Genomic DNA, 13,641 nt, shown 5'->3' with positions numbered 1-13,641 from the left:
AGTCCACACGCATTCAGTCAATCGATCACTATCATTACACGGTCACAGCGCATTCGTTTCAAGGATTACCGAGGCATTATCCGTCACTGATTGTCGCGTCATTCGGCACGTGCCGCGCCACTTCACTCAGAGTTTTTCAGACGTATTGCTGCGCATTGACATTCGGGTCTCGAATTCCTGCACTTCCCGGTCAACCACGTCGACCGCCTTGCCATACCGTTCCTGAATCTTGCCAATCAATTGATCGCGCTCACCTGCAATGACATCGACATCATCATCCGTCAGCTTGCCCCAGGTCTCGCGGACCGCGCCCTTTATCTGCATCCAATTGCCCTTGATCGTTTGTGTGTTCATCAGTGCGTTCTCCGGTGGAGGGGTATGGAGTGCCGGTCGGCATGACCAGCGGCGAATCGAAGTGCTCCGGAGTGACCAACCGCAATCCGCCGCGCGAGGTCCGTCGGCGCATCGAAAAACGAAGATCCGTGGACCGCGGCCGGGCGGTGTGACGAGACCACGCCGGGGACGGCTGCAGTGTTCCGTTGGCGGCCAATGACTCACCAGTGTAGTCGGCAGCTATCGGAACCCCCGTGAGCAACACCTGCTTGGCGAGCGCCATGGCCAACTGATAGGCACGACGGCTTTCCAGAATGGCGGTTACCAGCGAACGCGTGCAGACGCCGGAGGCAGTTTCAAGGCTCAGATCATTGCTCGACATGCTCTGTTACTCCGCTGGCAGGCTGTTTTGATGTCCGCATGTGCCGGTCATCATGCATCGTGTTCGTGAGGGAATAGTCGTGCCTACCAGATGGGCGCACCATCGCTCGGGAGGTTGATCTTTTGGCTCACCCGAGCGAGCGAGGCGCTCATCCTCCGGGGGGGATAGGTCTGGAGCGGTGCATCCCAGATGCCTGCGCATGTACGGTTGAGAGATTGTGAGTGGTGAGGGACCGAGGGGTGAGCAACGGAAGCGTCGAGCGCGTGAGGGGCCAGCCGGCGAGGGGAGTACCAAGTCCTGCCCTCACCGGCTCACCGCTCTGGCGCTCGACGCTTCCGTTGCTCACCCCTCGGTCCCTCACCGCTCACCGCCTCTCCCGACCAATTCCAGATCGCGGATCAGGGCAACAGACCAAGTCGGCCGACCTGTCGCCCCGATACGGCAAGCAATTTCAAACGCACTACACTAGCGCATGTAGCGATACAGGCCGACAAGGCCGATCACCGCGCCACCGACCGCCACGGCGTGACCGCCGTCCCCGCCAATGAGCAATCCGACGACGACACCCGCGGCGCCAACACCCATCAGCGCGAGATTCGGGCCGACGTTGGCGCCGGGATCGCGCGGCACTGGTGCGTCGTCAAGTGGCGACGTCCGGTTGGCGGACACCAACGCCGCCGGCGCAATACGCGGACCGGCCAGCGGGGCGCTGATGGCAATCGTCGGTGATGGGGCCTCGGTACTCCCGCTGTTCGCGGTACGCGCGTTGGAGTCGGTGGAAATGGCTGTGGTATTCGACTGTGCCAACATGGTTGCCGGGAGGGCACACGCCGCCAGCATGAGAGCGATGCGCGCGCAGGTGGAGCGGAAGCGATGTGTGTTCATGGTCTCGAGTCTCGCGGCCGCTGGTAAGGGCGGCCGACCTGGGTGGATGACGGGCAACCGTGCCAGGGATGGCGTTGCCGTCGGGGGATCGCAACGCCGAGCGCGCAGCGACTATCGCGACGCCGTGCGCGCGCTGGCGTTGGCAAAGATGGCCACCTCGATGCGTCGGTTCGTCTGTCGGCCTGCCTCGGTTTCGTTGGACGCGACTGCTTCCAGCTCGCCTTTGCCGGCGGTGCGCAGCCGCGTCGATCCGACGCCTTGGCCGGCGAGATAGCGCGACGCCGCATTGGCGCGCCGCATCGACAGATCCTGGTTGTACGTCGTGCTGCCCAGGGCGTCCGTGTGTCCGACAATCAACAGGTCGGTCTTGGGATACTTATTGAGGCTGATGGCCAGATTGCGGAGATTCTGCGCCGACTCCGCGCGAATGGCATCGGAATCGAAGTCGAACAACAGGCCCGAGGCAAACGTGACCTGAATGCCTTCACCAACGCGCTCGACGGTGGCGCCTGGAATCTCGACTTTGAGCTCTTTCGCCTGCTGGTCCATCTGATGGCCAATGATGGCGCCGGCGGCCCCGCCGACGACGGCGCCAATGATGGCGCCCCGCGCCGTCGAGCCGGTGTTATTGCCGATCACGCCGCCGACGGCACCGCCGGCGGCCGCGCCAATCACGGCGCCCTGCTGTTTCTTGCTCATGGATGCGCAACCGCCAACCAACAGGGCCAGCGTTGCCGTTGCGGTCACGAATTGCAGAGAGCGGGAGCGCGAGAATATTGAAACACGTGTTGAGGTACGCATGGGGATCTCGATGTTAGAGCGAAATGACGCGTGACCACCAGTCGTGATCACGGGGAACGATGGGCCGGCGCGTGCGAGGCGCCGACGGCTTGCGGTGCGGGCCGCCCGGTCTGCCAGATGCCCACGCGGCGCAGCATGTGCGACAGGGTTCTGGTCATCAGCCTGAGCACGGCCGACTCCATGGGACGCGAAGCGGGTGTCTGGGAGCTCGACATGGGTTATGCCTTGCGGCGCACACCTGCCACAACCAGCACCACACCGCCCAGAATGGCCGCTCCGGCCACCCACGGCGCGATGGGATGCGACTCGTTGGCAGTCACCTTCAGGTCACCGACCTTCAACACATCCCGACGGGTGGTGAAGCTCCCGCCCTGGAAGAACAAAAAGCCGCCAACGGCAATGAGGACAATGCCGACAATGGTCGAAGCTCGCATATCGACTCCCAGCAAGTGTGAATGGGGACCGCACCCTCCCACATGGAGAGTAGAGAATTCGTCCCGCGCGAACCATCGCCCGAATGGCGCATTTCCGTCGCGCCGAAGGAATGAGCCGCGGGCAAAGAGACCAGCCGAAAAATCGTTCTTTCGGACGATGTCCACGGCGACCCGCAGGCGACATACTGCATCGTTGAAGCAGATTGAGGCATTCAACCGTTCGGGGACGCGGAGCGCAGCGGACCGACGGCGTCCAATGCAATTCCCCATACCGAGTCCTGACAATGAAGAAATCCACCCAATTCGTACTGGCCATAGCCACCGTGCTTACGGCCGTCGCATGCAAAAAAGGATGACGCCGTCATCAAGACCACCAGCAGCGGCGAGACCAATCTCTCCGCGTCGGCCGACTCCGTCGATGCGCGCGGCCATTCGATGGTCCGCATTGTCAACGTCGGGAACAGCGGCAAGGACGTGATGCTGCAACTGGGCGATCAGACGCTGTTCGACAACGTCAAGGCCTCCTCAGTCACGGACTATCGCGAAGTCGCCGCCAATCTGGCCAAGTTCTCGGCCCGTGCGCCCGGCTCGTCCGATACCGCAGCACTGGCGCAGAATGATCAGATCCTGATGGATGGCAATCGCTACACCGTCTTCCTGATCGCCGAGGATCTCTCGCGGAATACCCTGCGCATCGCCAGGACGAAGTGATTCCCGATAGCGGCATGACCCGCATTCGCGTGATACACGCCGCACCCGGCGGACCGGAGTTGGACATCAGCGTGGCGAACGCCACGGACAAGCTCTTTTCCGGCGTGAATTTCAAGAGCGAGGCCGGGTACAAGGACATCGAACCCGCCAAGGTGGTGCTGGAAGTGCGGGCGAAGGACGAGGCGAAGGTGTTACTGCGCCTTCCCGCCATGGAGCTCAAGCGTGGGACGGCCACGACAGTGGTGATTACCGGCGCGAGCAAACTGGCGTTCTTCACGTTTACCGATGCCATGGTGCCGGCACCCAAGATGTAGCTGGCGTCGCCATGGATGCGATAGCAGGAGGCTCATGCGAACGACGCACTCGATTCTTGAGTGCGTCGTTTGGCGTTCGGCGAACAGCAGGAATACCGAGTCGTCAGATGATCTTTCGTCCCTGGATGAGCCGCACGAGAACGACAATCACCGCCACTACCAGCAGCACATGAATGAGCCCGCCCATCGTGTACGCGCTGACCATACCCAGCAACCACAGCACGATCAGCACGATAGCAACTGTCATCAGCATGAGATTCTCCAGTTCAAATACCGTCAACTGCAATTGGCGGCAAGCGCCGCAGGACTTCGTCGATCAGGATCCGACGCACTGCCTAATCCTCGTTACAGACTGTCGTTGACCCGCTATCCACCCCGGGGTGACAGTTCGACAATCTCCAGCCAATACCGGTCGAGCACATTCATCGCCTCCAAGAACCCAGGTAATGTGACCGGTTTCTGCATGAAGGCCGTCACGCCGAGTTCCAGACTCTCAATCACGTCCTTGCCCAGCCGGGACGTTGTCAGCACTACGATGGGAATGGTGCTGAGCGTGGGGTCCTGCTTGATGAGCTTCAGCGCCTCGCGCCCATCGAGATTGGGCATGTTGAGGTCCATCAGGATCAGCCGGGGCGCGGCGCCAGCCCCATCTCGCCGGCATACTCCCCGCGCTGATAGAGATAGTCCAGCAATTGGGCGCCATCCTGGACGAATTGGAGGGCGTTCGAAATGTGCGCGCCTTCCAGCGCCAGCTTGGTGAGCATCCGGTCATCTTCGTCATCGTCGCAGACGAGAATCGTGATCGGAATCTTGTGCAACCCACCGTCTTTGGTCATGGACTGCAAGGACATCGCGACATGAGAAGCCGTTTCATGAGTGCACCAACTACGGCGAACGGCGACCGGTCGCGCGCCTGTGTCGTGAGCGTTGGGATTTCCCACAGATTACGACGAAGGCAGCCGACCCGTGCCGGACCTCACAATCCCCCAAAAAGGATGAGTTCCGTGCTGCAGTGACGGGGCGTGGTACCCGCGCGGAGGACGCAGTTGCCGAGTGCCTCTCCCCGATGCAGCTTTGAAGACGCGCCGACGATGAAATCACCTTTTGAGACGCCTTTGATTCCCAGCGAGACCATTCGGGTCGCAATCGTCGATGACAATCGCCTGGTGCGCGAAGCACTCACGGCGATGCTCGACCGACTGCCAGATGTCCGTGTGGTACCGTCACGCGACCTCGACATGTTGCCGCTGGCGGAACAGCGACCGCATGTCGTGTTGCTGGACGTGGGTCTCCGCGATCAGGACAGTCTGGCCGCCGCGTCGGCGCTCATCAAGGCGATGCCGTTCGCCAAGGTGATTGTCATGGATCTCCTGCCCGTGAACGAGGAGATCGTCGAGTTTGTGAACGCCGGCGTTTCGGGATTCGTGCTCAAGGACGCCAGCTTCGACGAGTTCGTGGCCACCATACGGCTGGTGGCCGGCGGAGAGAAAGTGCTGCCGCCCCGCATGACGGAAACCCTGTTCGCCCAGATCGCCAAGGAAGCCGTGACTCGCGGTGTCCAAGAGGTCATCGATGACGTGCGCCTGACCCGTCGCGAGCGAGAGGTGATCGACCTCATTGGTGAAGGATTGAGCAACAAGGAAATTGCGCAGCGCCTCAACATCGCCACGCATACCGTCAAGAGCCATGTCCGCAACGTGATGGAAAAGCTCACGTTGCACACGCGGTTGCAGATCTCCGCGTATCACCATCGGGAAGGTCCCGCGTAGTACTTTTTTCATCCATTCGGGCGATGGATGCGGCGTGTCGGCAATTCTAGTCTCCATGCACAGGTCTGGGGCGCGTTGACGGCACGTGTATTGACGGGGTGACTGGTGACATCCACAACAGCGCGGGTGCGCCGTGGTGCGAATGGCAGGCTCGGACCCAGTTGGGTGACGCGTCAGGGCCGTGCATCCTGAGTTGCGCGTCCCTGCTCGGGTGTGCCCGCATCGATGCCGCGCCGCGGTTGTCAGTGACTGAGCATCCGTCCGCCGTCTTCGAGCCACCGGCGGTGGATTCCACCCCGGGCACGTACGATGCCGTGATGGCCCAGCGCGGGCAGGCGCAATTCGTGAGGAACTGTGCGCGGTGTCACAGCAAGCCCAGTCGCCGCCGCCCCTCACAAAGCTGCGCGTCCCCGCCGACTCCCGCGCCCGCGACGCCGGAGCTCGCGGCCCGCTCAGCCCGCAGGGCGACTGGCCCCCTCCCGTCCGCAGCCCGAACCATGCCAACCTCCTGCCCGCCGCTCCGACCGAAACTCGCGCGCGCCGCCGCGCCGGCCCCCCCCCCCCCCCCCCCAAACCGACCTCCCGCTGGCACCCCGCGACCCCCCCGCGCCGCCGTGCCACCGCCGAGGATCCAAGCAGAATGCTGATTCGCGACGCCAGCAACTGATCTGGTTGACGCGAAACCGGGCAACGCGATCCGCGACCGGACGCAGCTTTCGCCCCCGTACGCGACAGCTCAGGCCGCCTGAGCACCGCCCCCACAGGACCGCACCGAATCGAAACTGGAGTTGTCAACGCTGATCCTTCCCCTGCCGGACGCCCTGCGGAACGGAAGGCAGGCGGCTGATGGTTCGCCGTCCTGATCCGCGATTTCACCGACATCGAAACCCACCCAGCCGAGGCGGTATTCGCCCGGACCGCGCAACGTTCATTGGCATTACCGGGGGTGATGGCGATGCTGTCCGCCCGCGACAACGCACCCGGCAGGATCTCGGGCGTGCGGGAAACGCCGCTGACGGCCAGGAAGACGTGAGCGCGCAATTGCGAATAGCGAATCTCACATTGGGCGAAGAACGACTGTCGGTGACGCTGAGCTCTATCGGCGATGCCGTCATGACCACAGACGCTCAGGCGCGCGTGGTCCGCTTGAATCCGGTAGCCGAGCGTCTCACGGGCTGGACGTGGCAGGAGGCAGCCGGCCAACCGATGTCTTTCATATCGTGAACAAGGACACGCGCCAGTTGGCGACCATTCCGGTGGCACAGACGCTGGAGCACGGCACCGTGCAGGCGCAATCCCGTCGCCGCGATGGCGCGGTGCGACATCGCCGACGCGCCCCATTCGCAGTCGCGTGGCGCTGGCCGTGCTGGGTTCGCGACGGACGAGTCCACAGGGCCCCCCTCACACGGTGCTTTCACGCCAGCGATGGCACGGTGGCCAAGGCCAACCCGGCGGCTGAGCGCATTTTCGGCTACACCACGCAAGAGCTCCAGCGTTTCGCCGGCCCGGAACTGGCGACCGGGTGAGTACTACAAACCCAGCGACGAGGCCCGCCCCTGACAGGTGGGGGTCGCAAGAACAAGAGCGGTGCCCTCGAGATTGCCGTCGGCATGACCTGCACGGTTTCCGGCATCGTGCGCGACATCCGCCGCAGCGTAGCGCCCCAGGCCGCAGAACGCCTCTTCAAGCGCCACTCCGCCCCACCGACGCCAAGGGCGTCATCCGATTCACGTCCAACCGCCAACAAGATCACGCCGCATCCGCCCGCGGCCGCGCCAAGGCGTTGAGCGACGAACTCGGCACCCCCATCACGCCGGGCTTTGAAGCGTTGGTGTTCAAGGCGTCGCGCGGGATCGAAGATATTTACGAACTCACCACACCGCAGGACGAGCCGCCGCTGCCCCCCCCCCCCGATTGGTACGGACAACACAGCGCCAACTGTGAAGCCGAGCAGCCTGATCAACGCCCACCAGCAGTCTCCGCGCCGCGATCGAATCGAATAGCGATGCCATCATGACCACCGATCCAGCGGGCATCATCACCGACGTCAACAAGCAGATGGAGGCGCTGACCGGATGCACGCGCGACGAGTTGATTGGCGCGCCCTTCAAGGACTGCTTCACCGATCCGGAACGGGCCGAGGCGGCCATCAAGCTGGTGCTCAATGAGAAGACGGTGTCCGACTTCGAGTTGACGCGCGGGCACGCGATGGCAAGACCACGGTGTCCTACAACGCCACCACGTTCTACGATCGATCGCGAACGCTACAGGGTGTTTTCGCGGCGGCGCGTGACGTGACGGAGCGCAAGCGGGTGGAAGTGGAACTCAAGAAGGCCAAAGCGGCGGCGGAAAGCGCCAGCCGGACCAAATCGGAGTTTCTGGCCAGCATGAGTCACGAAATCCGCACGCCGATGAATGCCATCATGGGCATCGCCGACCTGCTGGCGAAAACCCCGCTGTCGGATGAGCAGGACCGGTTTGTCCAGATTTTCCGTCGCGCCGGTGACAACCTGCTCAATCTGATCAACGATATTCTCGACCTCTCCAAAGTCGAGGCCTCGCAGTTGGAACTGGAACAGACCGGGTTTCCGATTCGTGACCTCGTGGGGAAGATTATCGAGATGGTCGCCGCGCGAGCGCAGGAGAATGGGCTGACGCTGGTGAGCGACGTGGCCGCCGACGTGCCAGCGGATCTCATCGGCGATCCCACGCGACTGCAACAAGTGCTGCTCAACTTGCTGGGCAATGCCATCAAGTTCACGGAGTCGGGCACCGTGACGCTTCGCGTTGGCACTGATGGAAGCAAGGCAGTCCCCACGGCGTTGCGCTTCACCGTGAGCGACACCGGCATTGGGATTCCCGACGAAAAGTTGAGCCGCGTGTTTGAGCGGTTTACGCAGGCCGATTCCTCCACCACGCGACGGTTCGGCGGCTCCGGACTGGGGTTGACCATCTCCAAGCGACTGGTGGAACTGATGGGCGGCCGGATCTGGGCGGAAAGCACGGTCGGCGTGGGAAGCATCTTTGCGTTTGCCGCACCGTTCGAATTGTGGATGGACGAGGAAGGCCACATGTCAATCCCGATCAGCGCTGAACCGGATGCCCCGCTGCTGCCGCTTCGCATCCTGCTGGTGGAGGATTCGATCGACAATTGCACGATCACCATTGCCTACTTGTCGGACACGCCCTACAAGGTGGAGGTGGCCGCGAACGGCGCGATCGCCTTCGACATGTTCGTGGCCGGGCACTACGATCTGGTCCTCATGGACCGCCAGATGCCCGTCATGGACGGCCTGACGTCAACCCGTGCCATTCGCGCGTGGGAACACGCCAACCATCGCCCCGCCACGCCCATCGTGGCCCTCACGGCGTCGGCGCTCAAAGGGGATCGGGAGCAATGCCTGGCCGCGGGGTGCACGGCCTTCCTCACCAAGCCCATCCGTCAGGACGTGCTGCTGCGCGCCATTGCCAACCGGGCGTCTGTCGCGCGCGCGCAATCGCGCGAAGAGCGCATCCAGAGCCTGGAGCGCGTGGTGCCGGAGAACCCGCAGATTGCCGAACGCGTGCCGACCTTTCTCCAGAACCGGCGCAACGACGTCGCCACCATGCGGGACGCCTTGACGCGGGATGACCTGCAGGCGGCCGAACGACTCGGGCACAATATGCGCGGCACGGGCGCGAGTTATGGATTTCAGGCAATCACGGATATCGGTTTCGCGATTGAGGAGGAGGCCGGTCGGGGCGACGTGCGCGCCACGCGACATTGGGTTGATGAGTTATCGGTGTACCTGGAGCGGATGGAGCGCGACGGCGCGACGGCCTGATCCGGGCCATCGCCGGTGAATCACTCGTATGGGCGATTGCGCGGGGCGTGGCGTTCCCGCGTATTCAATGGAGACACAGGCTCCTCAGTCCCCGCGTCGCCCCGTTGCGGGCGCGTCGGACTTCCATTGATCGGGCGACTCACATGACAATCCGGACGCAATTCATGATTCCCGCAGCGGCCACGGTGTGCGTGCTGCTGCTGAGTGCGGCGGCCACCCCGGGACTGGCGCAGCCGTCCGCGGCATCGACCGTCAGCATCGGTCAGCATCAGGCAGTGGTCCTGGCCAGTGCGGACAGTCTCGCGGCGGCCGCGCGGGCGCTCCAGCAACAAGCCAGTGGGTCGAAGTTCGCCAACCTGGGACAGGCGCGCTCGACAGTGGCCGAAATGCGCCGCCTCTTCGCACTCATGCAGCAACACCATCAGGCGCAGGTGGCCCTGCTGGGAGAAGACATGAAGTCCATGATGGGCGATGACATGACGCAACCGAAATCGGCAGCGACAAAGCCCATGAAGCCCGCAGTGACGATGATGCAGCAGACCGAGGTGCAACTCACCGCGCTCAAGGATCATCTCGGCGAGTTGGAAGTCCGCCGTGAACGCCACATCACCGTCGCCTTCGAACGTGTCGGTGCGGCCGGGTTGGTTCGCTCGCCCGTGCCAACTGTGGCTTCGTACGGGTAAGGCGCCGCCGTCCCCCGGCACCTGCGCGGCTTTCGACCCAGCGCTGGCTTTCATGTCGGCCCCCAGATGATGGCCCAGATAGTCGGTGCGCGTCTGAATGGCGCCACTCTCCAGGATCATGACGTCGTCCGCGAGCATCGACACCGCGCGTACGGAATCGGCCGCCCCGCCTGCCCGTCTCTGCGTCGGTGTTGCTCAGGACTGCATCGCAAACCGCTGTCTCCGCCCCCCCTGGGGATACCGTGCGTTGCCCGTCACAGCAAGCGCACCTCGCGCCTTCCACAGCGAATACACCGCCGGAATCACGATCAACGTCAGCACGGTGCTGGAAATCATCCCGCCCACCATGGGCGCCGCGATGCGCTTCATCACGCTGGCGCCGGTGCCGTTCCCCCAGAGAATTGGCAGCAGTCCCGCCATGATGGCCGTCACCGTCATCAGCTTGGGACGCACCCGGTCCACGGCGCCCTCCACGACGGCTTCGTACAGGTCGTGAACAGATGGCGTCACGCCGCGCGCCACGCGCGCCTGCCAGGCCTGATCGAGGTAGATCAGCATCACCACGCCGGTTTCGGCGGCCACACCCGCCAGCGCAATGAATCCAATCGCCACCGCCACCGACCAGTTGAAGTCCAGCGCCCACACAAACCATACGCCGCCCACAAGAGCGAAGGGCAGCGACAGCATCACGATGAGCGTTTCCCCAACACTCTTGAAGTTGAAGTAGAGCAGCAGGAAGATGATGGCCAGCGTGGCCGGAATTACCAGTTTCATCGTTTCTTTGGCACGCTGCATGTACTCGTACTGGCCGCTCCACACAATCGTGTAGCCCGGCGGCAACGTGATCATGTCGCCCACCATCTTCTGCGCCTCTTGCACATAGCTGCCAATGTCGCGGCCCACCACGTCCACGTATACCCACGCGGTTGGTGTGGCACCTTCCGTACGCACCACCATAGGCCCGGCTACCTGCCGGATAGTGGCCAATTGACCCAGCGGCACCTGCGCCGCGCCAGACGCCGCGTTGCCACCCGGCATGCCGCTGCCGCCCATCGAAGGCGCCGCGGTGACGCCGGTCGTTGCAGTCCCCACGTCATGATTGATCGGCACCAGCACAGAAGCCAAGCGCTCGGGCGTATCGCGCAACTCCTGCGGATAGCGCACCCGCACGCCGTAGCGTTCACGGCCTTCCACCGTTTGCGTGATGGTCATGCCGCCAATCGCCGTGGCAATCACGATCTGCACATCGGCCACGTTCACGCCATGCCGCGCCGCGGCGGCGCGATCGATGTCGATGTCCAGGTAGTAGCCGGACATGGCGCGTTCCGCGAAGGCGCTCCGCGTGCCGGGAATCATCTGCACCGCACTTTCCACCGCCTTCCCGATGCGCTCCAATTCCGCCAGATCGGGACCAAAAATCTTGATACCTACCGGTGTGCGAATGCCGGTGGCCAGCATGTCGATACGCCCCTTGATGGGCATGGTCCAGGCGTTCGTCACACCCGGCATGCGCACCGCCGAGTCCATCTGATTCACCAGCGCGTCGTACGTGAGGCCGTCGCGCCACTGCGCTTTCGGCTTGAGCGTGATCGTGGTCTCGAACATGTCGAGACCGGCGGGATCGGTGGCCGTCTCGGCGCGTCCAGCCTTGCCCCACACGTGCTCCACTTCGGGAAACGTCTTGAGGATTGCATCCTGTTGGCGCAGCACTTCGCGCGCCCGCGCCACGGGAATGCCGGGGAGCGTGGTGGGCATGAACAGGATCGTGCCCTCTTCCATGGGCGGCATGAACTCGCTGCCAAGGCGCGTCCAGGGAATCCACGACAGCACCAGCGTGACCACGGCCGCCATGATCACCGGGCCACGGTGCGCCAGTACGAAGTGAATGACCGGGCGATAGAGCGCAACCAGTGCGCGATTGAGCGGGTTGCTGCGTTCGCGGTATATCGTGCCGCGAATGAACAGCCCCATCGTTACCGGCACCAGTGTGAGAGACAGCAGGCTGGCCGCCGCCATGGAAAACGTTTTCGTGAAGGCCAGCGGCTTGAACAAACGGCCCTCCTGCCCTTCCAGCGCGAACACGGGAAGGAACGACACGGTGATGATGAGCAGCGAGAAGAACAGTGCCGGCCCAACCTCCATGGACGACTCGACGACCACGCGCCAGCGTTCGCCCGGCGTCAGCACTGAGGCGTTGAAGGACTTCCCTGCGCGCGCTTCAGCGCCCTGCTTGGCATCAACGGCGCGCTCCAGATGCTTGTGCATGTTTTCGATCATCACAATGGCCGCGTCAATCATGGCGCCAATGGCAATGGCGATGCCCCCCAACGACATGATGTCCGCGCCCACCCCAATGGTGCGCATGGCGATGAACGCCATCAGGATGCCAATGGGCAGCGTGAGAATGGCCACCAACGCCGAACTGGCATGCAGCAGAAACACGATGCACACCACCGCGACAATGATCGATTCCTCCAGCAGCTTGCCCCGCAGATTGTCGATGGCGCGTTCAATGAGATCGCTGCGGTCGTACACCGGGCGCACCACCACACCGGGTGGCAGTCCCTTGGCGGCTGCCGCCAGCGCCACCTTGATGCGGTTGATGGTGGTCAAGGCATTCTGGCCGAAACGCATGACCACAATGCCGCCCACCGCGTCGCCGCGTCCGTCCAGGTCAGTCACACCGCGTCGAATGGCCGGTCCCACTGACACGCGCCCCAACTCCGCCACGCGGATCGGTGTCCCCTGCGCCGTGGCGCCCACCACGATGCTCTCGATGTCAGCGATGGATTTGAGATAGCCAAGTCCGCGCACCATGTACTCGCGCTCGGACAACTCCATGGTCATGGCGCCCACATCGTTGTTGGCGGACTGAATGGCGCTCATCACGCGCGTGACCGGAATGCCGTAGGCCAGCAGACGCGCCGGGTCGATGTCCACCTGATACTGTTTTTCAAATCCACCCACCGACGCCACTTCCGACACGCCGGGCACGGCCGTGAGCGCGTACCGCAGATACCAGTCCTGCAGACCGCGCAGTTGCGCCAGATCGAGTCGGCCGCTGGTGTCTTCCAGCGCGTACTGATACACCCAGCCGAGCCCGGTGGCATCGGGACCCAGGGTGGGCTTCACGGTGGAGGGCAATTTGCCTTGCACGCCATTCAGGTATTCCAGCACCCGCGAGCGCGCCCAATACAAATCGGTGCCGTCGGCAAAGATGACGTACACGAATGACACACCAAAGAACGAATAGCCGCGCACCACGCGCGCGCCGGGCACCTTGAGCATCTCGGCGGCAATGGGATACGTGACCTGATCCTCGACAATGCGCGGCGCCTGCTCGTTGTAATTCGCCTGCACTATCACCTGGACATCGGACAGATCCGGCAGGGCTTCCAGTGGTGTGCGCTGCACGGCATACACACCGCCAACAGCAGCGGCTGCCGTGAACAGCAGCACCAGCAGTCGGTTCGCCACGGCCCATGCGATGATTCGTCTGGGCATG

At 63.4% G+C, this 13,641-nt stretch carries 12 protein-coding genes and 2 pseudogenes; 7 read left to right on the top strand and 7 right to left on the bottom strand.

Translation table 11 applies throughout. The features are described from left to right. Positions 1 to 126: 126 nt before the first annotated feature. The 4 genes from IPP90_05565 to IPP90_05550 all read right to left on the bottom strand — a co-directional run bounded on the left by IPP90_05565 (position 127) and on the right by IPP90_05550 (position 2,835). A complete protein-coding gene (locus tag IPP90_05565) occupies positions 127 to 354 on the bottom strand; it encodes a CsbD family protein (protein ID MBL0170190.1) in 228 nt (75 codons plus the stop codon). 826 nt (positions 355 to 1,180) lie between these two features. Next, on the bottom strand, positions 1,181 to 1,600 hold the full coding sequence (locus tag IPP90_05560) for a hypothetical protein (protein MBL0170189.1): 420 nt from the start codon (positions 1,598 to 1,600) through the stop codon (positions 1,181 to 1,183). A gap of 111 nt (positions 1,601 to 1,711) precedes the next feature. Then, positions 1,712 to 2,401 (bottom strand): OmpA family protein, encoded by a 690-nt coding sequence (locus IPP90_05555; GenBank protein MBL0170188.1) that lies wholly within the window; start codon positions 2,399 to 2,401, stop codon positions 1,712 to 1,714. A gap of 218 nt (positions 2,402 to 2,619) precedes the next feature. Next, positions 2,620 to 2,835 (bottom strand): hypothetical protein, encoded by a 216-nt coding sequence (locus tag IPP90_05550; GenBank protein ID MBL0170187.1) that lies wholly within the window; start codon positions 2,833 to 2,835, stop codon positions 2,620 to 2,622. Positions 2,836 to 3,270: 435 nt separating this feature from the next. Here IPP90_05550 and IPP90_05545 point away from each other — a divergent pair, with 435 nt between their 5' ends. Continuing rightward, the gene (locus tag IPP90_05545; GenBank protein ID MBL0170186.1) at positions 3,271 to 3,546 is read left to right on the top strand and encodes a DUF4397 domain-containing protein; all 276 of its coding nucleotides are present in this window, start codon (positions 3,271 to 3,273) and stop codon (positions 3,544 to 3,546) included. Positions 3,547 to 3,560: 14 nt separating this feature from the next. Beyond that, the gene (locus IPP90_05540) at positions 3,561 to 3,860 is read left to right on the top strand and encodes a DUF4397 domain-containing protein (GenBank protein MBL0170185.1); all 300 of its coding nucleotides are present in this window, start codon (positions 3,561 to 3,563) and stop codon (positions 3,858 to 3,860) included. A 103-nt stretch (positions 3,861 to 3,963) separates the two neighbouring features. Here the strand turns inward: IPP90_05540 and IPP90_05535 are convergent, their stop codons facing one another. Together IPP90_05535 and IPP90_05530 are read right to left on the bottom strand one after the other, a co-directional pair. Continuing rightward, positions 3,964 to 4,113: a lmo0937 family membrane protein gene (locus IPP90_05535; protein MBL0170184.1), complete on the bottom strand. Its 150-nt coding sequence runs from the start codon at positions 4,111 to 4,113 to the stop codon at positions 3,964 to 3,966. Between the two features lie 113 nt (positions 4,114 to 4,226). Continuing rightward, a pseudogene (locus tag IPP90_05530) lies at positions 4,227 to 4,696 on the bottom strand (response regulator). A gap of 255 nt (positions 4,697 to 4,951) precedes the next feature. Between IPP90_05530 and IPP90_05525 the strand changes: the two are divergent. From IPP90_05525 to IPP90_05505, 5 genes and pseudogenes are all read left to right on the top strand, one after another. Beyond that, positions 4,952 to 5,629: a response regulator transcription factor gene (locus IPP90_05525; GenBank protein MBL0170183.1), complete on the top strand. Its 678-nt coding sequence runs from the start codon at positions 4,952 to 4,954 to the stop codon at positions 5,627 to 5,629. 846 nt (positions 5,630 to 6,475) lie between these two features. Then, a pseudogene (locus IPP90_05520) lies at positions 6,476 to 7,155 on the top strand (PAS domain S-box protein). Between the two features lie 487 nt (positions 7,156 to 7,642). Next, positions 7,643 to 7,927: a PAS domain S-box protein gene (locus IPP90_05515; GenBank protein ID MBL0170182.1), complete on the top strand. Its 285-nt coding sequence runs from the start codon at positions 7,643 to 7,645 to the stop codon at positions 7,925 to 7,927. Beyond that, the gene (locus IPP90_05510; protein MBL0170181.1) at positions 7,924 to 9,453 is read left to right on the top strand and encodes a response regulator; all 1,530 of its coding nucleotides are present in this window, start codon (positions 7,924 to 7,926) and stop codon (positions 9,451 to 9,453) included. Before IPP90_05515 ends, IPP90_05510 begins: the two co-directional genes overlap by 4 nt. A 143-nt stretch (positions 9,454 to 9,596) precedes the next feature. Further along, positions 9,597 to 10,136, top strand: a complete 540-nt coding sequence (locus IPP90_05505) for a hypothetical protein (GenBank protein ID MBL0170180.1) — start codon at positions 9,597 to 9,599, stop codon at positions 10,134 to 10,136. A gap of 195 nt (positions 10,137 to 10,331) precedes the next feature. On the opposite strand, the gene IPP90_05500 is transcribed toward IPP90_05505, so the two are convergent. Next, the gene (locus tag IPP90_05500) at positions 10,332 to 13,640 is read right to left on the bottom strand and encodes an efflux RND transporter permease subunit (GenBank protein MBL0170179.1); all 3,309 of its coding nucleotides are present in this window, start codon (positions 13,638 to 13,640) and stop codon (positions 10,332 to 10,334) included. Between the last annotated feature and the right edge of the window lies 1 nt (position 13,641).

The organism is Gemmatimonadaceae bacterium, from assembly GCA_016720905.1.
Taxonomy (GTDB): domain Bacteria; phylum Gemmatimonadota; class Gemmatimonadetes; order Gemmatimonadales; family Gemmatimonadaceae; genus Gemmatimonas.
Note: the sequence above shows the minus strand (reverse complement) of the source record. Positions and strands in the feature narration are given on the sequence as shown.